We start from the raw sequence: 24,015 nt of genomic DNA on the forward strand, positions 1-24,015 counted from the left end.
TATTCAGTCTAGGACTGACCTTTTCTATTTTTTTGATTCAATAAAGATCCTACACATACAAGTACTCCTGCAATTAGGATCATTGCACCTGTATCATTCGCTTGGATTCCAGTTTGAGGCAACGTCGGTGTTTCCGGTGTTGGATTTTCTGGAGTTGGCGTCTCTGGCGTTGGGGTTGGCACTGGTTTCTCAGGAGTTGGCGTATTTTTGGGGGAATAAATGTAGGTCACATTTAAAGTTCCATTAATATACAAGCCGTCCACATTATCACCTTTTACTTCTTTAAAGGTATAGCCATCCACTATTTTTTGAATTGTTTTATATGATGTTCCGACATCACCCGTAGTGGTTTCGAGATCCGCAATGACGTTACCGTTTTCATCCACATAATGGACGTTAACGGTACCCTTTTGTGGAATCACAATGGGCGCATCTTTTTCATAAACATATACAACGTTAAGAACGCCATCAATGTAGTTTCCTTTAATTGAATCCCCTTGATTCACCTTAAATGTGTAACCTGGGAATGAAAGTTTCTCAGTATCATAAGCTGTCCCAACGGGTTCTTTCGTTGTTTTCGTTGCTTCTAATGTATTACCATCAGTATCCACATAAGAAACATTAAGCGTTCCTTCAATAACTGGATTTTCCGTTAAGATGGCTTCGCGACCTAAGGCATTTTCGCCTTCGGCTTGTTGCGTATCAAAAGGTGATTTCCAATTTGTTTTTGAAATTGCGGTATTAAAGTCGGGTTGGTAGCGACTGATATCTGTGATTCGTCCTATCAAGACTTCATTGGACGATGCTTCGGTAACGGCAGCTCCGTTCACATCCCACAATTTATAACCATCATGATTTATGCGAACTGTAAGTGTATTATGACTGTCCGTAAATGAGTAAGATGTTCCTTTAGTATTTGAGAAGATAAACTTACCATTCGCATCGGTTGTGGTTGTCGCAACATCCACATCCCCGGCTGGGGTTTTTTCTACAAGCGTAATGGATACACCTTCTTTTAAGTTTGCATCATTCCATACTGGTGTCTCCCCATCATCAATGATTTGATGCTTGATCGTACCACTGATTTCAGGTTGGATTACATAGATGTTTTGATGGTTTGGTGTTGCGGGTTGATTTGCACTTCGGCTGTCATTCCAGCTCTCCAAGGGCTCATATCCCTCAAGTTGACCTTTTGTCATATTATTATAATTAAGTTCGATATTGTGATTAAGCGCAATCGCTACGGTTTTATCCGTTACAGCACCCGGAATTAGTTTATCCACGCTGAGTTTATACCCTACAAGGGGTTTTGCGTATGAGTAGGCATGGGTTTCCGTATTAAAATCAAGTTCATCTGTTGCTTCCACAAAATTTACGTAGTCTGTAGTAACGTAGAATTTGAAATCGAATCCATTATCATGCATTTCTTGAATGGTATGATCGTCATCATGATAATTATTACTGAGATAGAATTCTAAACTTCCTGTTTCAAAGTCTTGTATGCCATCATCGGGTGAAATTGTAGTCCACACCATATGATTATCAGAACTTAAAAAGTTTCGAAGTTGAACGTAGTTTTCACGATACATGCGACGGTTTTCCGCATTGGGATAGATCAATACCCCACCGTAATCAGACTGCGACTCAACACCTGAAATCACGGCCTTTTGGAAACTCCCTAAGGCATCAATCGTTGTTGGTCTATTTGTGATTACAAGTGTTGTGAATGTAAGCATTAACACGAGTAAACTTTTATAGATTTTTTTCATAAGATTCCTCCTCTTGTAACCACATCGTATCACTTCCGCACGTAAAGACTGTTTTCATGTTCTTAAAAATTCAATTTCTGTCATAAAATGAACGCACTTCACAAAACGTTCATTTTAGAATCCCAATCACCGTGATTTTTGTAGATGAAGCGTAGTTTTTCACAAGATAACGAAAACCAATATCAATTAGACCTGAAAAACGTCATTTTAAATCAGAACAAGCGCTAAATATCGAGAATTTGTGAAAAAAGAGCCAAACTTAATTAATGTTTTGCTTGTGTGTTGTAAAGCACTTCCATACACTAAAAGGGCAGTAACAGAAAGGAATCAAGAATATGTTTGTTCGTTTTACGCTTAAAGATCGACACACCACATGGGCTGTAATGATCTTGTTTGTTTTAAGTTTTGGATCATTATTTGTAGGCGTCTTGCCCTTGTCTTTTAACGCCTTGATTACAGGGAGTGGTGATGCGTGGTCGATTCTGCTTACAAGCCGTCTTCCCCGTCTTTGTGCGATTATTCTTACCGGTAGTTCATTAGCCATTTCGGGAATGATTATGCAAAAGGTGACGCGTAACCGATTTGTATCTCCCTCAACCGCTGTAACGATGGATGCAGCCCGGATGGGAATTCTCATCGCGTTGATTGTCTTTCCAGGGGCATCATTACTGCATAAGACTTTGCTTGCCTATGGCTTTGCGATTTTAGGTACCGCCCTTTTTTTGAGGCTCTTACGTCTAATTCCCTTAAAAAATGTAGTCTTTATTCCACTTCTCGGGATTATGTTCGGAACCATGATTGAATCGATGACCACCTTTTTAGCCCTTAAGTTTGATTTAATGCAAGCTTTAGGAGGGATGATGACGGGATCGTTTACTCAAATGATTGCAGGGCGTTATGAGTTGCTTTTTACGTCCGTTCCGCTGTTATTGTGTGCATTATTTGCCGCCCGTACATTCGATATTCTATCCCTTGGCGATGATTTTGCGCGGAATCTTGGCTTAAAACCTAAGTCCGTAATGAACCTTGCTTTGGTGCTCGTATCACTGCTTACCGCTTCGGTCGTGGTGACGGTGGGAACACTGCCTTTTATAGGCTTGATTGTCCCCAATATGATTGCCATGCGTTATGGATCATCCAACTCATTTTTACTGTGTGGGCTTTATGGGTCATGCCTGGTCTTAGGATGTGATCTTATTGCACGCATCGTAATCTTCCCCTACGAGCTTCCCGTAGGATTTATATTGGGAATTGTTGGGTCTTTGGGATTTCTAGGAATGATTCGCCATGAATTATAAAAAAATCTTAGGATGGATTGCCTTTATCTGTGCTGTTTATTATTTGGGGAGTGGCTTAAACAGCGCGTATATCTTTCAGCGACGATGCGTTCAAATCTTCACCCTATGCATCACTTCGTATTTAGTTAATCTGAGCACAACGTTATTTCAAAGGCTAACCCATAACCGCATTGTCTCTCCGGCTTTATTGGGCTTTGAACGCCTGTACCTTTTGATTCAAATCGGGTCTCTTATGATTCTAAACAATCCGATGCTCAATCCACTAATCGCCTTATTCACCATGTCAATCATCGGCCTCATGATCTACCCAAAAATCTTAAATCGATGTGGAAATGACATCTATTTGATGCTTCTAATTGGGACAGTCTTTTCAACCTTAATGGGTGCACTCTCCACAACCTTACAAATGATGATGGATCCGCTGGAATTCAGTATCCTTCAAAGTCAAAACTTTGTATCCTTTAATGCCATCCAACCACAATTTTTAAGAATTTCCGTGTTGCTTACGCTTCTCATCATCGGCATCTACAACCACAAACGCCACCAGTTTGATGTTTTAGTCCTTGGGGATGATACTGCACAAAGTTTAGGTGTGGATGTCCCTTTGGTCCACAAGGAAGTCTTATTTCTTGTCATTCTCGCAAGTTCCCTTGTCACAAGTCTTGTCGGACCACTAACGTTTCTTGGTCTACTGACCAGCAATTTAGCCCAAGAACTGTGTCCAAATGCTAGAACAAAACCGATTATCATCACCGGAACGCTTCTAGCCTTTATACTGCTTCTCGGGTCCCAACTTATCTTTGAACGTCTTTTTAATTTCACCGGAACCATCACCGTTTTTATTAATTTGATTGGCTCATTGGCACTGATTATTTTTATGATTAAGGAGCGTAAACATGATTAAAACAGAAAGCCTTACTAAAACCTATGGGAGCCTTGATGCCTTAGAGAACTGTGCAATCACAATTCAAAAAGGTACTATGACCGCCATTCTTGGCGAAAATGGATCGGGCAAATCAACCTTACTCAATCTGATTGGACGTTTATCCCATCCCTCATCAGGGAGAACATATCTTCACGACAACGATATCCAAACCTTCAAAGCCATTGATTTTGCGAAACACGTTTCGATTTTAAAACAACGCAATCACCATAACTTGAATTTAAGTGTCTACGATCTTGTATCCTACGGTCGTTACCCCCATAATCCACGTCAACTAACGGAGGAAGATCATCAAATTGTGAGGACATGCCTTCAAGACATGGAATGCTGGGATTTTAAAGACCAATCCATCCAAACCCTTTCCGGAGGACAGCTTCAGCGTGTATATATCGCGATGGTCTTAGCTCAAGATACCGAAGTAATTCTTTTGGATGAACCGTTAAATAATTTGGACTTAAAACATGCCCATGAATTCATGCAATGCATGAACCATTTCGTAACCCATCGCAATAAAACCATCGTCATGATTATGCACGATGTAAATATGGTATATCGGTATTGTGATGCGGTTGTTTGTTTAAAAGATGGGGAATGCATTGCGCATGGCGCCGTCGATTCAACGCTAACACAACCCATCCTAAAACAGCTTTATGATTTAGACTTTACAATTTTCACCCATAACACAATCAAACAATGTTGTGTAGAAACGAGGAACTATGAACTTTAAAACATTAATCGTGTGCTTTGCCCTCATCTTCGTGACGGGATGTACACCTCAAAAAACAAAAGATACCACCCTTTCCATTACACATAAATTAGGAACAACCGAGGTTAACGAAAACCCACAGAACGTATTTGTCTTTGATATGGGAATCATTGATATGATGGAATCCTATGATTTACCAATTTCCGGGGTCCCTACTGCCTCCTTAACGACAACACTGAAGTCGAAGTTGGATTCAAACCTCACCGATATTGGCACCCTTTTTGAGCCCAATTATGAACGCATGAGCGAAGCCCAACCAGATCTGATTATTATATCCGGTCGCAGCGCAAAACATTACGAAGCCCTCTCAAAAATTGCCCCTACCATCTATATGGGAAGAGACAGCCATCCCGATGGCTTAATCGCATCGATGAAGGCAAATACTGAGATACTTCATCAGCTCTACCCAGGACGTGATCTTAAAGGCTTGATGACTGATTTAGAAAGTCAGGTAGATGCATTCAAAAATGAAGCACAAAAACAAACGGGCACCTTACTTTTCTTAATGGCCAATGGTAATGAGATTAAAGCCTTCGGACCTGAAAGCCGCTATGATCATGTGTACCGTGATTTCGGATTTACGCCCGTATCCAAACAATTTGATGTATCAACCCATGGTTCTACCCTCTCCTTCGAACAAATCCAAGACCTTAGCCCTGACTTTATCCTTGTAATGGATCGCTCCCGGGTAACCGGTGGTGAAGGAAATGCGGAAGTCTTGATGGACAATGCCTTTGTGAAAGCAACGCGTGCTTACCAAAACGGCCATATCATCTATGTGGATCCTGAAGTTTGGTACCTAACCGAAGGGGGAACAACCGCAGTTTTATCCATGATTGAATCATTAAAACCTCTATTACCGTAAAAAACACACTCTAGAAGTGTGTTTTTTGCTTAGAATTCATGTTTCACAAACAACAACAATGTGTGAACACTGAACTAAATCCTTGGTTAATTTTGTAATTACAAATGAATTGATTCCCTTTAAATAAGCCTATAGGCAATCATCGCTACTAAAGACACAAAAAAAGTAATGTGTGAATTTTTCTTGTTATAAAGAAACATGATTCCAAAAAGACAAAGTAATAAGTAGTATTCTAAATGTCTGAAAACACCTAAAGAATCTGCTTGAACAAAATAAATAAAAAGCGAATTTGTCGTAAAAATTGTTATGATTGAGAATATTAATTTTTCAAATATAAAATAATAATACTTCTCTCTTTTTCTGATTTTAATATTTGTCTCAACATCCAAATATGGAGTCAAGAAATCAAATACATATAGAATATTAAAAATAGAAACTAATAAAGAAGCACAAAGTTTCATTAATGTGAAATTACTCGAAGGGATTTTAAAAATAAGGTGTTCAATCTGACTACTCTCTACGATATTTTTTGTTATACAAGACAGTATTAATAATAGGTTAAGTAAGAAAAATCTATATTTTTTCCAATTTACCATTTACGAGCTCGAATTTCTTATCAAAATTTATGTCTTCTATTTCATCATGTGAACAAATTATGATTGTTTTCGCCTTCATATTACTGATTATATTTGTGAAACTTAAGATAGATTCATCATCGAGACCACGTGTTGGCTCGTCAAGAAGAATAAGATCTTGATCTTCCATGATTGCCTGAATTAGACCCGCTTTCTGTCTCATCCCAACACTATTATTTTTCATTTTGATTTTACTATCGATTTCTAAATCAAAAGCGTCTGCTAATTCTTTTACATATTCATAATTAAAATTTGATTTTATATTAAATAAAAATTTGAGGTTTTTTAATAATGTTTGGTCTTCTATAAAAGAGGGATTTTCAATAAGAGCCCCTATATTTTTATAATTGGTTTTTATGCTGCCATCATCCGCTTTTAGTATTCCAGACATAATTTTTAATAAAGTTGATTTGCCGCATCCGTTTTTACCTTTTATATAAATGATTGAATGATCGTTTAGTTCTAGATTTAGATTTTCTAAAACAGTTAAATCCTTATAGCTTTTTTTTATATTTTCTAATATTAACATAGGTTACTCCTTTTTATAAAACTGACATAAACACAACGTGAAATCCAAAAGTTAACAAAAAACTTAAGAGCGAAACAAATAAAAAATATCGGTTATTAAAATAAATTACAAAGGATAAGAGTAAAGATATACTGTAGTACAGTAAAAGTAGTGACAAGATATAGATAAATAAAATTGTGAGAAATTCAAATTTAACAAAAAATATTACGGGTATTATATGTGCTAGCGTACCATAGCAAAAAATTAAAAAAATAGTCCTCTGTAACCTTATCGATAATTCGCGATCATTTACACGAGCCAACAGTAAAATTTTTGTTTTTGAGATTTTATAAACTATAGTAAAACCAATTATTAGACATACAACATTTAAACTCATCCAATAAAAATTATGATTCAACAAAACAGCGATAGCACGCGCTCCTGAATTATAAATAAGAGCGTATTCAATTATATTTAGAATTGTAAATATAAACAACAAGATATACTGTTTCTTTGAAACACACGAAAGTATTTTTCTATTTGGGTTCATCCTTCTGTTTCTCTCTTTTTAACAGTTATAACATAAAAAAGAATCGATATTAAAAGGTACAGAACAATAGAAGCAAGGAATATGTTAAGTCTGTTTGCTCCCGATGAGAAGTTGCCAACTGTTGGAAGATTTCCTATAACCAAGCCATAGAAATACATTGATAAGTTCTTCAATGCACTTAATTTATTCGTAAATGGAATGATAAAAACTCCAACTATAAAAATAGTTGTGATAGAAATTAATGGACTTAGTGCAGTATATAAGTATTTATTTTTTATATAATAAATTAAACTGCTTAAAAAGACACAATAAACTGTGGTTCCGATAATTGAAAGTAAAAAATAAACAAAGAAATTAATCGTATTATGTGTGCTAAACGGTAACATTTGCGTTAATGTCGGATCATTGACTTCAAAGGTCAGTGGAGATTTGATAAATATAATGATTAATAGTAACGAAATTTGTTGTAACAACGAAATAAAAAGAGTTCGCTTTATTACGTTTTTGATCTTGCTCGAATAATACTTAAAATATCCAGTTCTTAATATTACTAAATCATCAAATTTATTTTGTGTGATGAGATATTCGAAATTTAGAGCATATATGCTCTCTAAACTAATTATTATTAAATAATAAACAAAAAAGAATCCTGGATTTGTTATTGTATAATAATAGAAAGAAGCATCGAAATTAAATATTTCTTGCTTTAAAACAAAAATAACTTGGACTACAATTATTGGTAACATAATTGATAGTAAATTTTTTTTACTTGATTTGTACATTTTTTCCCCCGTATTAATAAAACTTTATCATTATAGACAATGCTGTACAACGCATTATTTGTCTATTTGCTTGATGTTTTTGTAAGTATTTAGTGTGTGTTTTTGATACATTACTGGAGTATTCTCATCGAATTATCAACTCAAATCATATTGTATCTATACGATGTCTATCGTAATTGTGGAATAACGCCAGTTGTGAAAAACTTAGAGGTTTCCACTTAGATGTTTCCACACAGAGACTTACCCTTTCCTTTGAAAAATCCAAGATGTTAACCCGGACTATATCCATGGTTGAATCATTAATTCCTCTATTTCCGTAAAAAAACACACTCTTAAAGTGTGTTTTTGTTTAGAGTTCCAGTTCGTGTTCCACAAACACCAACAATTCTCGAACCCTGTCTTTCGCAATATTATAATAAACCCGTTTATTGCTGCTGGGTTCACATTGAATCAGCCCATCATTTAATAATTCTTGGATGTGATAGGAAATGGTTGCGGGTGTTAAATCAAGCAGGGTCGCGAGTTCCTTTCCGTATTTTTGTCCATGATTCAAGGCTTTTAAAATCGCAAATTTACTTGAATCTCCCATACTTTTCATCATCTTACATGCATTTTTATCGCTGAGTTGATTTCGATTTAAAAATGCTTCTGTCATCGTAATTCCCAAATACGTTACATCCACAAATGAATTATTAGCCATCACACTTGGATAAATAATCCCCTCATGATCATCCCAAACAATTCCAAACGTATCACGAAGATATTCAATATAAGTATTTGACTCAAGACGCGCGGTCCACTCTTGGTTTAAGACCTCAATTTCTTGATCAAACACCGATAACATTTGTTTCAGCGGTTTTGAAAGGTCTGTCACAATACCTTTAAACTCGTGATACAGCACATCAACGGACTCGACCATACTTACTAATGCCCACTTTTCAGAATAACTTAACGATGCATGATTGATTACCTGGAAAATCCCTTCATGACGCGTGGATCCTTCACTAAAAAATGCTTTTAAAATATCTTCAATGGTTTCAACCAATAATGCCTTAATCTCGTTTTGATTACGTGTTTGGATTTCAAGAAAACATTTAAAGGGAATATAGTACAGTTGTGCTTTTTCATTGCCAAGTAATTCAAGAATTTCAGTTGCATGGGGGTAATCTTTTTGAACTTGAATCATCGATGCTTCACACCCTTTATAAATTGAATCAATGCGATCATGAATCGCATGAGCATCCTCTGCATAAGGGGCCTCTTGGGTCAAAAAACGTCGAAACATTACATAAGCTTCAAATTCATAATTTAGTTTTTTCTCAAATTCCATCGTAAACTCCTTTAAATATGTTGGGACTGCACAAAGCGTTCATAGACACCGTGCTCTGTTAACAGCGAATCATGGGTTCCCATTTCCACAATCACACCCTGATTTAATACAATAATTTTATCAGCATCTCGAATGGTGCTCAATCGATGTGCCGCAATAAGAATTGTTTTTTCGTTTTGGATGTTTGCGATGGCTTTTTGAATCAGTTGTTCTGACTCACTGTCCAATGCGGATGTTGGTTCATCCATAATGAGAATGGGTGCTTCACTTATTAGTGCACGTGCAATCGCGATGCGTTGACGTTGTCCCCCTGAAAGCATTCCACCTTGTTCGCCCACATGTGTATCATACCCTTGGGGAAGCGATACAATAAAATCATGGATTGCGGCCTTGTGTGCGGCTGCCTCAATCATCGCATCACTGACAATGCCTTTACTGCCTAGACGAATGTTTTCTCGGATGGTGGTGTTGAACAAGGGGGATTCTTGTTGGACATAACAAATTTGATTTCGGACACTTTGCAGCGAATAATCTTGCACATCCTTTCCATCCAACAAAATCCGCCCCTGATCGGGTTTATAAAAGCCAAGAAGTAATTGAAAAATGGTTGACTTCCCACTTCCCGATTCTCCCACAAACGCCACCTTAGATTGTGGACTGATCGTAAAATCAACAGACTTTAAAATGGTATGATCTGGTTGATATCCAAATTGAACCTGATCAAAGGTAATTAAATCATGACCCTTCCCAAGACTTAGGTCTGGTCTATCAATACGACCCTCTTCACATTCCATGTCCAACATCGTTAAGATGCGATCCGCAGATGTTTGAACTTCCAAAATATAGTTCCAAGCAACACCAAAGTTTCCAAACATATATCCAATAGATGCCTGTAATGGTAACAACAACATTACCTTCGCAAATTCAAATTCAGTGGTGCGTGCTAAGTAAAAGCCAATTCCCACAAACAATATTTTACCCAAAGCCCCAAATCCATCATTCCACATAGTTACTCGATGCTTTTTAACTTCCGCATTTATGAGGGCCTTTGCATGCGCTTGGTTTAATTCACGATAATCATCCACCACCGTATTCTGTGCATTATACAAACGCACCATTGTTTCATTCGCAATAATATCAGAAACTTGATTGGTTGCTTTGTTCTGGAAGTTTCGTGCTGATACGTAATCCGTTTGAATTGAGTCTGCATACCGTGTTGCCACCCATACACTTACAATTCCCAACACAACCGCAATCACCCCAAATCGCACATCCACAAAGAATGTTGTGATTAAAGCTGCAAGACCACCCACAGTAGGATGAATAAACATGTAATTAAATCCTTGGAAATAATAATTATTAATGACATCCGCATCACTGGTTAATAAGGTCATCATATCTCCGGTATGTGAAGCACGAATTGTTGCTTCTTTTTGACGTAAGATATGATGAATCATGTGTTCTTTGAGACGTTTCTCTGCGTTTAATCCCCCCATGAGATTTCCCGTTTGTCCCATTACAAGAAGTGGAAACATAAGGAGAAATAGACCGGTTATTGTGAGGAGGATTTGTAAATCAAAAGTTCCTGCTGTAGCTTGTTCGGTGGAAATCTGCGTCATCTTTCCAAACGTAAAGTTAAGACCAAAATTTGCGAGACTGGCAACACAACCGCCTAGAATTGCGCCAACAAAAGCCCACGAACCAATTTTGGATATTCGTCGCATGGTTTTAAATACGTTTGTCATGATAATCACCTCCATTTTGAATTGCGATTAAACTTGCATAGATCCCATCTTGATCTATTAGTTCTTGATGCGTTCCACTCGCAACAACCGCCCCTTGATCCATCACAATAATGCGATCACAATTGCGTAAGGTTGCAAGACGATGCGCAATAATCAGTTGCGTACGTTCTGTCGTATCCATAACATGCTGGATGAGCTGTTCTGTTTCCACATCTAAAGCTGAAGTTGCTTCATCAAACAACAAGACATCACTCTCTTTAAGCAGCGCTCGTGCAATCGACAAGCGTTGACGTTGTCCCCCGGACAAGCGGTTTCCCTTTTCGCCAACAATAAAGTCCAAACCGTTTTGATCCACAAAGTCTGAGAGATGAACGTGATCCAACACCTCATGAAGTTGCTTATCCGATACCATCTGATTGCCATACTGAAGATTTTGACGAATGCTTTGATTCATCAATTCACTATTTTGAAATACAACCGCCAAGTCATTACGTAAGGCTTGTTTATCCCAATCTTGGATCGAAATCCCTTTATAATAAACCGCCCCGGATTGAGGCGTATACAGTCCTAACAGGAGCTTCATCAGCGTTGATTTCCCTGAACCACTGGTTCCCACAACACCTACGTGTTCCTTATCATAAATTTCAAGATTGAAGCCCTTTAATACGAGAGTATCCGTATTTGGATATCCAAAAAATACATCTTTAAAAGCAATAACAGGATCGCTATCCTCTGATCCCACCGCATTCCCGAATGTTTCTTTCGCAGCATCCCAAATTGGATAAATTCGTTCGGTTGAAACCAATAATTGCGGAATGTTTTGAACCATATTCGCAATAACATTAAATTCATTTGAAATCAGTTGAACTAAAAGAAAGACACTGACAAGTTGACCCAATTCTAGCTCACCGTGTGCGATAAGATAGGTTCCACCAATACCAATGAGGAAATTGGGAAGCATGGCAAAGACTGAAAATGGAAATTGCAGTAAGTAGAGGGAACGGATTCCGTAGATTCCCTTATCCCGTGAATCCACCAGTGCTTTTTCGACCCATGAAGCAACCGTATCATACAAACCAAAGGTTCTTATGGTCGTTCGGTTATTCATCACATCTTGCGTGAGGGCATTGGTTTTACCCATAGCCGTTTTCCATGGAAGGATGAAATCACTGGATTTTTGTGAAGCATAACGTTGAATGATAAAAGCCAATGGAAGGGGAATAAAATACAAGATTAATAAACGCACATCAATATGAAGAATCCCAAAGGATAAGATTATTAAAAGTACAACCGCTTTGGATAAGGTGACACTTAAATTTGTTGCGGAAACAATGCTGGAAACATCATTTTCAAGCCGTCCAATGAGATCACCTTGTTCCAGTTGTGAACTGACACGATAATCACTTTCCAAAATGCAATCAACTGTTTTTGTTTTAAATTGACTGCGCATTGTTTCAATCACTTGAGTTTGATATTTTTGGGTCTGATAGGTCATCAATACCGCAAGGAGGGTAAGACAACCAAACCCTATTAAACTGGTTTGAGTTTGGGTAAAGTCACGCAGTAATATCGATTGGGTTAGTGCTCCAAAATATTGCGATGCCATTAATTCCATGGCACCAATTAATACGAAACTACAAAGGAGTACCACATATCGATTGAAACGATTGCTTTCGCGCCATGCGCGTTTTAATTTCTTGATCATAAACCATCCTCCTACACTTAGTTATATCTTCATCTAATGTTATGTTAGATAAACATTAACACAAGCGGTCTTTTCAGTCAACAAATATCTAACATCGTGTTAGACATTAATGAGAACAATAAAAAAGAGTCTTACGACTCTTTGACTTGGATACGATCTAAATTAATAACTCCGGCATTTTTTAAGATTTGATACATCTCTTCGGAAACATTTTCCAGATCTACATAATAGAGATAGACTTGATACTGCGTTTCATTGACTCCATCAGAAGCTTCAATTTTAAGCTGTGTCGCCTCTTTCACCGGTGATTTTGAAGCATTGAATTGAATCTCAATATCGTGATCAAATCGCGTATCCGTAACACTCAATTCCCCTTCATCATCCCCTGTTTGGACCACAATGCGTGCACCACTTTCAACTTCTTTATCATCCACGCGATACGTTATTTTGGGTGGAATTGTATCAACGGCTTTAAGGATTTTCTCAAAGGTTGCTTCTTCACCGTTTGAAAACGATGCGATAAAGCGCATTTCTAAATCACCGACAACAGGAATTTCATCCCCGTTATCTAGCAAGTCCATAATTCCCTTATCATCAAACCCTTCTGGAAATGGATAGGGAATGTTATGCATCGTTGTATACAACTGGATTTGTTCTTGTCGGATGGTCTCTGGATCCACAATCTTACCATCTTTCAAAAACTCAACGTGATACGTTCCAAAATTACTCTTCTCCAAATCAATCGCATCTTGTAGTGCGGCATTACTTAAGTAAGTGTATTGTTCTAATTGCGCATTATCTTTAAATACAATTACTGGTTTGGATCCTTTTGTAAAATGATAAACAAAGGAAATGATGATCACAATTAAAATAATCGCAACCGATCCAACATATTTAAACTTTTTAACTTTGGTTGATTGATTTGTTGTTTCCATCTTCATGCTCCTCTCGCGTAAACCAACTCTAACTATCTTCATAATAATACCTTTCGGCCAAAAAAGATATGGACCTCACAAAAGACTCATCGCATTACCACTTATTTGATGAATAAGTTGATTTCTTCCTCCGATAAATCTCGATATTCACCGGGTTGTAAGGATGAATCCAGTTCCAACGCACCAATCTTAATGCGTTTTAAATACGTAACTTCATTATCGCAGGCATGCATCATGCGTTTCACTTGATGGTATTTCCCTTCACCGATTGTTAAGTGGATGGCGCGTTCCCCCACAACCTCAACTTGAGCAGGTTTCAAGAGTTCATCCCCTAACATCATCCCTTTTTCTAATTCCTCACAAAAGCGCAGGTCAAACGGTTTATTCAACTCAACATAATATTGTTTATGAACATTATTTTTACTGTGCGCAACACGATGTGAAAACTGGCCGTCGTTTGTAATTAAGAGTAACCCTTCCGTATCCGCATCCAATCGACCGACAAAAACCAAATCACGATGATACGATTCTATCAGTTCTAAAACAGAGGGATACATTACAGGATTATGTTCACAAATATATCCAGCCGGCTTGTTCATCATAAAGTAAATATCCTTCTGGTACGATACGCTTTCCCCTTGAACAAAGACTTCATCCTTTTCAAGGTTTAAAACCATACCTGCATCCCGTACCACATCGTGATTTACCGTAACCATACCCTTTTTCACAAGAATCTTTACATCTTTTCGTGTTCCAAATCCATTATGAGCTAAAAATTTATCCAATCGCATATCTCATCCTCATTTCAATATCTTCTATTATATCGTATTCTCTAGAATTACGGATGAATTTTAAAAAGATTATAAATCACTTAAAGGCTATCATTAAATACATTCCTTTGGATTAAATACATCAGATTTCCAATGCGTCCGATACCGTAACTCATGAGCGTCAACATAACCCACACTAAAACAACGCTTGTTTTTAACGTGACCGGAATCGATGTAATGAGGAGGTCTTTCATTGTATTTGAAAAATCTACATTTAAGACCTTGGTAATTTTTAGAATATGCATCGCAATCATTGTGAAACTCATCATCATTGAATAAATCAAGAGTGAATATCTATGGGTCTTTCGATAGTTTTTCATTCCCGTTTTACTTACATGAATAAACCCTTCATTACGGCGATCATAGATAAGGTGGTATTGCTGATAGCCTAAGAAAAACATTGGGACCAATAATACACCCATAAAGATAAGACGATAGAAGACTTGGTTCTTCATAACGATGAGTGAGGCACCACGATTATCAATCATGGTATCAACACCCAACATCTGTGCCTGCTTCAGTTCTTCATCAAATCGGAGTGCATTTGAAATTTCATGGGCACGTTTAAATACCGCATCATGCTCTACGTAGAGATCATGAGCGCGCTCGGGTTCCTGGTCAATCATTATTTGAATCTTTTCTTTTTCTCTTACAGCTTCTTGAATTATCGCAAGTGCTTGGTTATGTCTTATGATACTTGAATCATCAATGGGGCCAAGATAATTTTGTTTATAAAGTTGATAAGACTGTTCATTTGACGTCGTACTGATCGAAAAGGTTTTAATATTATAGATACCAAAAATTAGTACAAAAACAAGAATTATTAACCCATAAGAACTTATCCAAAGTTGATACATGCTATGTACAATTCGATGTGTACTTCGAATCGGAATCCCCGCCCCCTTATGCTTACGAATTGGTCCACGCTTTACGTAGCACCCATATGAAACAATGCCCAAAATTCCAGTCAGAACTACACTAAAAAGAAGTAAATTATAAGGGAAATCGCCTTTATCTTGGACAACCATATAGTAAATATTATAAAACTTAAGGAAGCCATATTTTGAATGAATCGGAATCATTGCATATTGCATGCCTTGCGCAAAGAAAACACTTAATCCTGCGATTACTGTAAGAAGTGTATTTCGCGTAAGGGTCATAAAAATTAAAGTTAACAGTAAAAGCATTAGGGTCACTACAAAAATTGAGATATACCTAAACATTGAATAGTGAAACACACTTCCCATAAGCCAAACATGTTTGAAATAGGGAATGCTGTGAATGGATGCCTTTGAAAACCCCAATCTAAATCCATCAAATAATATTAGAAGGACCATCACAACGAAGAGTAACCCCGTTAGTACCACCATTTTTGAACGAAATAATTTTGAAAGACCTCTTTGTGTTGGCTGATAAATCTCAAGTGTCCCTTCTAAAAGATCTTCTCCAAAAAGTAAGGAGAGTAAATAAAAACCAAAGAGCAGCATCACAATCTTAGGCGTTGGACTGCGTAAAATTAGTTCATGGCGTTGGATGTTTATAAATTCAACGGGTTCAAGTTTGAGCTTCTCATAGAAATCATGTTCCTTATTCAATTTATGAACATCTTTGGGATCTTCAAAAAGGCCCGTCTCACGTTTGTCATTGATTTCTTGAAGCTCTTGATCAATGTTTTCATGATAACCTGATATGTATTTAATCTGTTCTTCAAAATACATTGTGGCATCATCTACTGAATCATTTGTGAACAAGTCGGTATGTTTATAAAGTGCATCATACGCACTTGTAGATTTCAAATAAACCCTATTTAAAGAGACAAAGGCTAAAACAATCACCACGAGCATTCGAAAATTCATGCGCATTTTTAGATTTTTGAGTTCAAGATGGATCATGATAGTGCGTACAGGTAAAGATCCTCGATTGTTGGATTAACCTTTACCCCTTCAATGTCATCACTAAAGTGGCGAATTCTTACCTGTTCCCCAATGCGAATGCTGTTGATAATTTTATGTTCTTGAGCGAAACGTTTATACGCCTCAAAAGATAGCGTGGATTCAAAGACACGCATCTTTAAAATAAGTTTATCCGGTGTATCAAATTCAATGATATTTCCTTTTTGAAGAAGCATTATTTTATCGGCTATATATTCGATATCGGATATAATATGCGTTGCAATCAAAACAATTTTATCACCAGAAAGTTCCATGATTACATTTCTTAGATTGCTCCGTTCAACAGGATCAAGACCTGCGGTTGGTTCATCCAAGATTAAAACTGCGGAGTCATTCAACATCGCTTGCGCAAGCAAGACCCGTTGTTTCATCCCACCGGAAAGAGAACTTAATTTATGATGTTTCTTTGTTTCCAAATTAAAACGCGTCAAAAGATCTTCAATCCGCAATCTCGCTAAATCATTTGGAATCGCCTTTAGGGATGCGATATAGAAGAGAAAATGCTCGACAGTCATCTGTGCAGGTAACGATTGATTTTGAGGCATATAACCCAAAAGACTTCGAAATACGGTGTAATCTTTTATCAATTCTCCATTAAAAGATACTGTTCCCGAATCTGCTTTCATCAAGGTTGCAAGTATTTTAATTAAAGTACTCTTCCCTGCACCATTATGCCCAACAAGCCCATAAATCCCGTTCTCCATATCAAAGCTAAGATTATTCACAGCTTTCGTAGCGCCATAAACCTTATTTAAATTCCTTACTTCCAACCTATTTAACAAGATAATCACACTCCTTCATCGCCAAATCGCATATAAAGTGAGCTTCCTGTGATTTCCCGAAAACATAACGATCATCCACGACGCGTAACATCAGTGAAAAATCACTACGCGTAAACATCGCGCTCTCCGGTCCGCGAGATGTGATTGTCTCAGCGGGTACTACGCTACTGATCAACGTTCCATTATGATCATACTGTTCATATGCTTGTATGCCATCAAGACTTGAAGTATAGAAATAATCTTTATTTGCATACATAATAATTTTATTATCAAGTCTAATCTCGTAATCACCCTTTGAAAAAACTGCCGTCACGCGAGCATTTTCTAAAGAAGTGTTTGAATCATCTGTTGTCCGATGGATCTCATAATAAAGTCGCATGGTCTCATCTTCATAAACGGTCAACGGTTCTTCTGGAATTCTCAATTGCCCTTTATCAATGAAGAATTGATATGTCTGTATGGATTCAGGATACAGATTACGTTCAATTAGTTTAAAATGATGGTCATAAACTTCAATAATGGATTCCCCGGTTACTTCATCTTCAAAAAGAACATAGATGAAGCCTGAATCAATTCGAAAACGAAGCGGTAAGGTTTCAAAGCGGAGAACTTCTTCATAAGCTTCCCCTTTGCGATTCAAGCGTCCAAGCGAATAAGCACTTCCACCATCGGCACTCATTCGCGCGAAAAGTCCATAAAGATAATCCCCATAATAAATTAAGTCGCTATCTTGCACAAAACTCTCAAAGTAGCGTGTATAGGATATCCGATCATTTTCAACTTCTTGGTCATCCGCAAAGGACATCCCGGTTAATCGTGCTACTTTTTGTCGGTTGATATTATAGTAATAAAGCGATGCATTCTCGACAAAATACACATCGTGATCCGTTTTAGCAATGGATGATTCGATTAAAGGCGTTGATAAATCAAATGGCTGAATCTGAATTGAATCTGAACCTAATGTTGTCCCACAACCAGATAACGGAAGCAATAATCCCACGCATAAAAGCTTTTTTATTTTGAACATAGTTCCCCCCTTGGTACGTTCTTTCTAACTCTATAATAGCATTCACACATAAAATGTAAACGCTATCTAAATATTTTTAACACGTAGTCAAAAACAGCGTATTCATCCACCCGATTCACTCTTGATTTATATCCACAAAAAAAATCTCAAGTTCAAATCTCGAGATTTTTTCACGAACACTATTATTAATCACTTTAAATTGAAGGTCTTATAAGATTCCATGCCACTTCAAAATGATATCGTCCCGGATTTTTTATTGATTGAAAAACCTGGTTCACCATCATTACTTTCTAAGACTAAGTGTGTATCTGCCAGTGTCATAAGATAGGAATCATGAGTAACAATCACCACTGTCTTCCCTTCATCCTTCAACATCATCAATAATTCTATGATTTTATCTCTGTTTCGCTCATCTAAACTCCCTGTCGGCTCGTCACACAAGACAAGTTCACAAGGTTTTAAAAGGATTCGTGCAAGTGCGATACGCTGTTGTTCTCCCCCGGAACATTGATAAACAATTTTATCTTTAAATCCATCGAGACCTACTTTTTTTAGGACCTCACTCACCTTTTCTTTTTTGTTCTTTAGCTTAACGTTCTCTAAAGCTAACATTAAATTATACTCGACGGATTTGTTCTCGACGAGCGCAAAATTTTGAAAAAGATAACCGATTTTTGTGCGTAATAATGCCGTTGCTTCTTTAGAAAACGGTTTAGGATTTGCTTTTCCAAACAAGGTCACTGTGCCTTCGTCTGGCGTATCCAGGAGTCCAATAATATTTAATAGTGTACTTTTACCACTTCCTGATGGGCCTGAGATTACAATAACTTCATGAGATGGCATTTCTAGATTAATTTCAGTTAAGATTGGTATATCGTTAAACTGTTTAGAAATCCCTTCTAACTTTATAATTGATTCCATTTAGTCATCTCCTTTTAAAATTGTAGACACTTCCGTCGATTCATATTTTCTTATGCTCGCCTTAATGGTGATCCATTCCAACATTAATGTCGCGATTAAGATTCCTAATAACACCGCAGCAATTGCTTTGTCTCCTGAAGCCTGGTAGAAAAGATATGTAAAAGCAGCAATTGTTGAAAAGACTGATCCATTAATGAGCACTGCATAGCGATTGTAATAATTCGTCCCATTGAGATATCTAACGGCAATTTCTTTGCTATAGCCATCAACATAGATTTTAATTGAAGTATAGTTTATTATTAGAAGTATTAAAAAATATAATCCAATCGATTGTAAACAAACTAAATAATCATTTTTTATTTCAAAAATACTTAATTCATAGACATCTCGCGATTTCACAACTTTATAGCTCGCATCATATTCTTGATCCATACGTTCCAAGATCTTTGTAAGGCTATTGGTTTCTCCGTTGTATAACAAGCTCACAGTAAAGTTATCAATCCCTCTTGAGTAAACATTGTCTACAAAGTAAATAGGATCATTTATGGTCCCTGATGGAATGGATATCGTTCTATTGGCGGATACATAAGTTGAATTTGGTTGAATATAAAGAATTTCATAGTTACTCATATATGGCTCTAAGTAATCATAATAAGTATTAACTCGTTCCTTAGAAACCAAGATGTAATTTTTATCTTTTGATAACATTTTAGGATTTAACATTCGATTTGTTTCGTCAGTGATACTGACATAATCTAAATACGCATTGTTAATGTGAACGGATGGTGGTACATATTCATCCATTGATAATTCAATATTCTTGTATTGATCATGTTTTAGCACGGTGAGGTAGAAATCATATGCATCATGGTTTGCGTATGCAATATCATTTTGACTTACAAGCTCAAACAAAGCTTTCTCATAGTCCTTATAATCTTTATCCACAGGAGATTTTGATGCATAAGCAATGCGCTTAGAATTTAAAACCATTGGATTTTCTGTCAATGAATTTATATGCCCCTGTTTGTATTCAATGCTTTGAATTCGAGTAAAAATAGGAATAAGAAGAATAACTATGGAGAGACCTTTCAAAATAAGTGTTAGTACATAGATCGGTACAATTGACATACTCGATTTTAAAATTTCATTAGACGTTCGTTTAACAACCAAAAAATATGTAATGAACAAACACCCTAAGATACTAAAAACATAAATAAGAACAAATGGAATCAGATTTACTAAAAACTTAAATAGTAACGTTCCATAAGAATCCGAGATGACAAAAGCTGTACAAAAAATCGTAAAAACGAATAGAATTGATAGACCTATAATGTCTTTTAAAAATATTTTTTTTATAATTTGTATTGTTGACTGTCCTTGCAAATAACGTATCCCGATTTCCTTACCATTTTTAAGTACTGTAAGTACCATTAACATAAGAACACCGATAACAGCAACAACCGTAGCCGGCTGTAATTCTCTATCCACACTTACATTATTCATTTGTCCTAACTCAGATACAAAAAATCCGGAAGGTCCATTCATATAATTATAAACTTGAAAATAATCAAAAATTATCTCTTGTATCTGTGTTGAATATTCGTCAACAAAAATTGTAACTAAAGTTTGAATACCACTTGATGGATAGTATTCTTCTATTTTGGACAAGGGATAGATTGAAATGGAATCTTTATAAGTTGAATCAAAATCATAGAAACGATGATCAAGATAATCAATTAAATAACTTGGCTTTTTGAGTTGATTATTAGATATAACCCAATCATCATTAATAAAAAAACTTTCCTTTAATCTCCCCTCTTTCACAGTAATGTGGCTTAAGAGTTCCGATTCATTACCACTTATAAAATAAAAGTAGCCATTTTCTTGATTGGAATAGTCATCCTCTGAAGTTGTAATCGCAACATTATATTTGTATCTTTCACTAAAAGTTCTAACGTCTTCGATCAAATCATCAATCGAACGATTCACTTCACTCGGAGTAATATTAATATAGTAAGGTTTTAAATGCTCTTTATGAATTTGGTCCGCACCTAAAACCCCAAGTTCTACCTGGTACTCATAATTGAATACTTGAAAACTGCTTGTAGTAATTAAGATTGCTAACAATATCGTAAAAACCATATTTATTTTTTTGATAAGAAGGCCCCCCTTTCCTTAAATGTACCATAAACGCACACCTATTCATATTATAGTTATGTGTAGATTAATCCCTCTAAAGCTGAAGAACCTAATGATTTCAACGAAAGAAAAAAGTCTCAGGATAATATCTTGAGACTCTTAATTAATTATAAATTGGCACGCCCGACAGGAATCGAACCTGCAACCTTTTGAACCGGAATCAAACGCGCTATCCCTTGCGCCACGGACGCATATCAATGCATGGATATAATACCATAGAATTGATATTTTAAAAAGACCGTATTTCATTCTTTAAGGTTAAGAATTATTTGGTGTTTGAGTTAAATAACGAGTCAGAAATGACTCAATGGATTTTTTGTAATATACAGGATCTTTTTCATAACTCTCTGCATGATTTGCACCTTTTATTACGATCTTTTCTTTGGGACCAGGATGCGCTTGGTATAAGGTATCCAACATCTCATAAGGTACAAAGTCATCTGCATCCCCATGAATAAATAACGTAGGCAACGTGCTTCGTTTTAAAGACTCGACTGCAGATGCTTCATAGAAATTAAAGCCTGCTTTGACTTGCGTAATCATACTTGTAATTGGAATCATTGGAAAGGCGGGTAGATTATACATATCTTTGAGTTTATAAGACAGTTGATCTGCAACACTGGTATAACCGCAATCTTCAATAACCGCCATGACATTGTCTGGGAGATCAAGACCACTTGCCATCATTACCGTGGATGCTCCCATACTAAGACCAAATAATGCGATTCGAGAATCTTCACCATTTTGATTTATGATTTTTTGGACCCAAGCTTCAATATCAAATCGCTCTGGCCAACCAAATCCAATAAGGTTTCCCTCGCTTTCACCATGTGATCGTGCATCCGGTGCGAGCACATTAAATCCCATCTCATGGAACAGTCGGATATAATGACCCACACGGTCTTTGTTATTGCCATAACCGTGTGCAACTAATATTGTATCTTTCGTTTCTGTTTTCGCAGGAACATACCACGCTTTAAGTTTCAAACCGGAATCACTGACAAGTTCTTGAGACGTTTTATTCACCGATTTTAACCATTCTTGATCGGGCTTCCATATAGCTTTCACATCCGCGTCTATAAAATCTTTCTCCCCCGGAATCAATGCAAGTTTAAAGAAGTACCCACCCGCAAAACCAAGTAGCACCACCAATATACCCGCAACGATTATTAATTTTTTTAAATGTTTCATTGTCACCTCATATACTTTGATATTCAAAGCAATAAAAGAATAACATAGATTATTAAGTTTGTAAATGCATAAAAAAACCACCCTCGTCGTGGGTGATCCAGAATAAAAATGGTGGAGGTTAACGGGCTCGAACCGCTGACCCTCTGCTTGTAAGGCAGATGCTCTCCCAACTGAGCTAAACCTCCATGGAAGATAAGTCTAACATATGTATAAGCGAATAACAATGCGTTTGAACTGAAAATTTAAGAAAGAAAACCCACTTGTTTAAAGTGGGTTTTCGCTTAATAATCCAATTGTCGGTAATAACGACGAATTTCTGTAGGATGACAGTTTATTTTCTCAATATGAGCATCAATACGACGGTTAACCGCCATCATTACAAGATGACAAATGTGACCGCGATATTTTTCACTGATCCCTTTCAGTTCATAATCTTTACTATCAATGACTTCATAGTTTGCGCATATACGCGGAATAAAATCGACAACACGTGTTGATAATGGACGAGATGTATCTTCTCCTACGAAGATCGTTACAGGGGTGTCGCGTTCTACAATCTCAAACATACCATGGAAGAATTCAGGTGCTGTAATTGATTTTGTAGGAAGCCAATGTTGTTCTTCCCAATAACACATTGCATAGGAATACGTTGCACCCCATTGATTCCCTGCACCCACAAAGTAATGCATGGCATCATCGTGATGACGTTTCGCATAAGCTTCCCCAAATGCATCGGCTTTGATTTCCACATCAACAAGTGCTTCAGGTAAGTATTGATCAAATTCTTGATACATTTCTTCATAATCATCAAAATCACCCTTACGTTGCATTAAACGATCCATAAACATAAAGAACTTAAGTTGTTCATTCAGACCGTAAGAGATGGTGTAATCACCCAATTCCGCAAGGATTGAATTGGGTTCATCGACGAATGCGACAATCGTACACCCAACTTCTTTTAAAACCTTAACCGCGGCCACAACCTCTTGTGTTGTCCCAGTTACAGAAGAATAAACGATAATTGAATCTTTTGTAATGTTCTTATTCCCGGTTACTAAGTATTCCGCTGCATGTTCCACATAAATTGGCAGTGTACTCATCTCTTTTACGTGATGAGCAACTTGGAGTGCAGAAGCATAAGTTCCTCCAATCCCTACAAAATAAATACCGTTATAACCTTTATCATGAATTGCATCGGCAACCTTTTCAATTTCAGGTCGAAGGGCTAATCCCCCTTTAAAACTCGCTAATTGCTTTTCTTTATCAAATTTTAACATACGTT

19 protein-coding genes and 2 tRNA genes are annotated in these 24,015 nt (G+C 36.8%); 4 read left to right on the forward strand and 17 right to left on the reverse strand.

The window, feature by feature from the left end; genetic code table 11:
* Positions 1-8 precede the first annotated feature (8 nt).
* Positions 9-1,769 carry a MucBP domain-containing protein gene (locus tag AAG186_RS07020; RefSeq protein ID WP_342621484.1) on the reverse strand — a complete coding sequence of 587 codons (1,761 nt, stop codon included), beginning with the start codon at positions 1,767-1,769 and terminating at the stop codon, positions 9-11.
* A 335-nt stretch (positions 1,770-2,104) separates the two neighbouring features.
* On the opposite strand from AAG186_RS07020, the gene AAG186_RS07025 reads away from it, so the two are divergent.
* The 4 genes from AAG186_RS07025 to AAG186_RS07040 are packed head-to-tail and all read left to right on the forward strand — an operon-like array spanning position 2,105 to position 5,641.
* Positions 2,105-3,067, forward strand: coding sequence for an iron chelate uptake ABC transporter family permease subunit (locus AAG186_RS07025; protein WP_342621485.1), 963 nt, complete (start codon positions 2,105-2,107; stop codon positions 3,065-3,067).
* Positions 3,057-3,971, forward strand: coding sequence for an iron chelate uptake ABC transporter family permease subunit (locus AAG186_RS07030; protein ID WP_342621486.1), 915 nt, complete (start codon positions 3,057-3,059; stop codon positions 3,969-3,971). Before AAG186_RS07025 ends, AAG186_RS07030 begins: the two co-directional genes overlap by 11 nt.
* Complete coding sequence (locus AAG186_RS07035) at positions 3,964-4,737, forward strand: ATP-binding cassette domain-containing protein (RefSeq protein ID WP_342621487.1); 774 nt, start codon at positions 3,964-3,966, stop codon at positions 4,735-4,737. The genes AAG186_RS07030 and AAG186_RS07035 overlap by 8 nt, the downstream gene beginning before the upstream one ends.
* Positions 4,727-5,641: an ABC transporter substrate-binding protein gene (locus AAG186_RS07040; RefSeq protein ID WP_342621488.1), complete on the forward strand. Its 915-nt coding sequence runs from the start codon at positions 4,727-4,729 to the stop codon at positions 5,639-5,641. The genes AAG186_RS07035 and AAG186_RS07040 overlap by 11 nt, the downstream gene beginning before the upstream one ends.
* Positions 5,642-6,214: 573 nt before the next feature.
* Here AAG186_RS07040 and AAG186_RS07045 read toward each other — a convergent pair.
* From AAG186_RS07045 to AAG186_RS07120, 16 genes are all read right to left on the reverse strand, one after another.
* Complete coding sequence (locus tag AAG186_RS07045; RefSeq protein WP_342621489.1) at positions 6,215-6,805, reverse strand: ABC transporter ATP-binding protein; 591 nt, start codon at positions 6,803-6,805, stop codon at positions 6,215-6,217.
* 525 nt (positions 6,806-7,330) lie between these two features.
* Complete coding sequence (locus AAG186_RS07050; RefSeq protein WP_013853289.1) at positions 7,331-8,116, reverse strand: hypothetical protein; 786 nt, start codon at positions 8,114-8,116, stop codon at positions 7,331-7,333.
* 349 nt (positions 8,117-8,465) lie between these two features.
* A complete protein-coding gene (locus AAG186_RS07055; protein WP_342621490.1) occupies positions 8,466-9,446 on the reverse strand; it encodes a winged helix-turn-helix domain-containing protein in 981 nt (326 codons plus the stop codon).
* A gap of 11 nt (positions 9,447-9,457) precedes the next feature.
* Positions 9,458-11,191 (reverse strand): ABC transporter ATP-binding protein, encoded by a 1,734-nt coding sequence (locus AAG186_RS07060; protein ID WP_342621493.1) that lies wholly within the window; start codon positions 11,189-11,191, stop codon positions 9,458-9,460.
* The gene (locus AAG186_RS07065) at positions 11,175-12,896 is read right to left on the reverse strand and encodes an ABC transporter ATP-binding protein (protein WP_342621494.1); all 1,722 of its coding nucleotides are present in this window, start codon (positions 12,894-12,896) and stop codon (positions 11,175-11,177) included. Before AAG186_RS07065 ends, AAG186_RS07060 begins: the two co-directional genes overlap by 17 nt.
* Positions 12,897-13,027: 131 nt before the next feature.
* Positions 13,028-13,831, reverse strand: coding sequence for a hypothetical protein (locus AAG186_RS07070; protein WP_342621495.1), 804 nt, complete (start codon positions 13,829-13,831; stop codon positions 13,028-13,030).
* Positions 13,832-13,932: 101 nt separating this feature from the next.
* The gene (locus tag AAG186_RS07075; protein ID WP_342621497.1) at positions 13,933-14,622 is read right to left on the reverse strand and encodes a pseudouridine synthase; all 690 of its coding nucleotides are present in this window, start codon (positions 14,620-14,622) and stop codon (positions 13,933-13,935) included.
* Between the two features lie 80 nt (positions 14,623-14,702).
* On the reverse strand, positions 14,703-16,457 hold the full coding sequence (locus AAG186_RS07080) for a lantibiotic ABC transporter permease (protein WP_342621498.1): 1,755 nt from the start codon (positions 16,455-16,457) through the stop codon (positions 14,703-14,705).
* Positions 16,458-16,549: 92 nt separating this feature from the next.
* Positions 16,550-17,404, reverse strand: a complete 855-nt coding sequence (locus AAG186_RS07085) for an ATP-binding cassette domain-containing protein (RefSeq protein WP_342621499.1) — start codon at positions 17,402-17,404, stop codon at positions 16,550-16,552.
* Positions 17,385-18,422 carry a hypothetical protein gene (locus tag AAG186_RS07090; RefSeq protein ID WP_200542843.1) on the reverse strand — a complete coding sequence of 346 codons (1,038 nt, stop codon included), beginning with the start codon at positions 18,420-18,422 and terminating at the stop codon, positions 17,385-17,387. The genes AAG186_RS07085 and AAG186_RS07090 overlap by 20 nt, the downstream gene beginning before the upstream one ends.
* Positions 18,423-18,650: 228 nt before the next feature.
* Positions 18,651-19,343: an ATP-binding cassette domain-containing protein gene (locus AAG186_RS07095; RefSeq protein WP_125164087.1), complete on the reverse strand. Its 693-nt coding sequence runs from the start codon at positions 19,341-19,343 to the stop codon at positions 18,651-18,653.
* Positions 19,344-21,485: a bacteriocin transporter gene (locus AAG186_RS07100; protein WP_342621500.1), complete on the reverse strand. Its 2,142-nt coding sequence runs from the start codon at positions 21,483-21,485 to the stop codon at positions 19,344-19,346.
* 172 nt (positions 21,486-21,657) lie between these two features.
* Positions 21,658-21,733, reverse strand: a tRNA-Arg gene (locus tag AAG186_RS07105).
* A 67-nt stretch (positions 21,734-21,800) separates the two neighbouring features.
* Positions 21,801-22,733, reverse strand: coding sequence for an alpha/beta hydrolase (locus tag AAG186_RS07110; RefSeq protein ID WP_342621501.1), 933 nt, complete (start codon positions 22,731-22,733; stop codon positions 21,801-21,803).
* 109 nt (positions 22,734-22,842) lie between these two features.
* Positions 22,843-22,918: transfer RNA gene (locus AAG186_RS07115), tRNA-Val, on the reverse strand.
* Positions 22,919-23,014: 96 nt separating this feature from the next.
* Positions 23,015-24,010 carry an SIS domain-containing protein gene (locus tag AAG186_RS07120; protein WP_342621502.1) on the reverse strand — a complete coding sequence of 332 codons (996 nt, stop codon included), beginning with the start codon at positions 24,008-24,010 and terminating at the stop codon, positions 23,015-23,017.
* Positions 24,011-24,015 lie beyond the last annotated feature (5 nt).

It is taken from the genome of Erysipelothrix sp. P66 (assembly GCF_038682365.1).
Taxonomy (GTDB): domain Bacteria; phylum Bacillota_I; class Bacilli_A; order Erysipelotrichales; family Erysipelotrichaceae; genus Erysipelothrix; species Erysipelothrix piscisicarius.

What these genes read in the sequence shown, in the direction of transcription:
- AAG186_RS07100 (WP_342621500.1), bottom strand. Translation starts at nt 21,485, where the DNA reads ATGGTTTTTACGATATTGTTAGCAATCTTAATTACTACAAGCAGTTTT.
- AAG186_RS07040 (WP_342621488.1), top strand. Translation starts at nt 4,727, where the DNA reads ATGAACTTTAAAACATTAATCGTGTGCTTTGCCCTCATCTTCGTGACG.
- AAG186_RS07120 (WP_342621502.1), bottom strand. Translation starts at nt 24,010, where the DNA reads ATGTTAAAATTTGATAAAGAAAAGCAATTAGCGAGTTTTAAAGGGGGA.
- AAG186_RS07025 (WP_342621485.1), top strand. Translation starts at nt 2,105, where the DNA reads ATGTTTGTTCGTTTTACGCTTAAAGATCGACACACCACATGGGCTGTA.
- AAG186_RS07110 (WP_342621501.1), bottom strand. Translation starts at nt 22,733, where the DNA reads ATGAAACATTTAAAAAAATTAATAATCGTTGCGGGTATATTGGTGGTG.
- AAG186_RS07095 (WP_125164087.1), bottom strand. Translation starts at nt 19,343, where the DNA reads ATGGAATCAATTATAAAGTTAGAAGGGATTTCTAAACAGTTTAACGAT.
- AAG186_RS07060 (WP_342621493.1), bottom strand. Translation starts at nt 11,191, where the DNA reads ATGACAAACGTATTTAAAACCATGCGACGAATATCCAAAATTGGTTCG.
- AAG186_RS07070 (WP_342621495.1), bottom strand. Translation starts at nt 13,831, where the DNA reads ATGGAAACAACAAATCAATCAACCAAAGTTAAAAAGTTTAAATATGTT.
- AAG186_RS07035 (WP_342621487.1), top strand. Translation starts at nt 3,964, where the DNA reads ATGATTAAAACAGAAAGCCTTACTAAAACCTATGGGAGCCTTGATGCC.
- AAG186_RS07055 (WP_342621490.1), bottom strand. Translation starts at nt 9,446, where the DNA reads ATGGAATTTGAGAAAAAACTAAATTATGAATTTGAAGCTTATGTAATG.
- AAG186_RS07045 (WP_342621489.1), bottom strand. Translation starts at nt 6,805, where the DNA reads ATGTTAATATTAGAAAATATAAAAAAAAGCTATAAGGATTTAACTGTT.
- AAG186_RS07020 (WP_342621484.1), bottom strand. Translation starts at nt 1,769, where the DNA reads ATGAAAAAAATCTATAAAAGTTTACTCGTGTTAATGCTTACATTCACA.
- AAG186_RS07065 (WP_342621494.1), bottom strand. Translation starts at nt 12,896, where the DNA reads ATGATCAAGAAATTAAAACGCGCATGGCGCGAAAGCAATCGTTTCAAT.
- AAG186_RS07050 (WP_013853289.1), bottom strand. Translation starts at nt 8,116, where the DNA reads ATGTACAAATCAAGTAAAAAAAATTTACTATCAATTATGTTACCAATA.
- AAG186_RS07030 (WP_342621486.1), top strand. Translation starts at nt 3,057, where the DNA reads ATGAATTATAAAAAAATCTTAGGATGGATTGCCTTTATCTGTGCTGTT.
- AAG186_RS07075 (WP_342621497.1), bottom strand. Translation starts at nt 14,622, where the DNA reads ATGCGATTGGATAAATTTTTAGCTCATAATGGATTTGGAACACGAAAA.
- AAG186_RS07090 (WP_200542843.1), bottom strand. Translation starts at nt 18,422, where the DNA reads ATGTTCAAAATAAAAAAGCTTTTATGCGTGGGATTATTGCTTCCGTTA.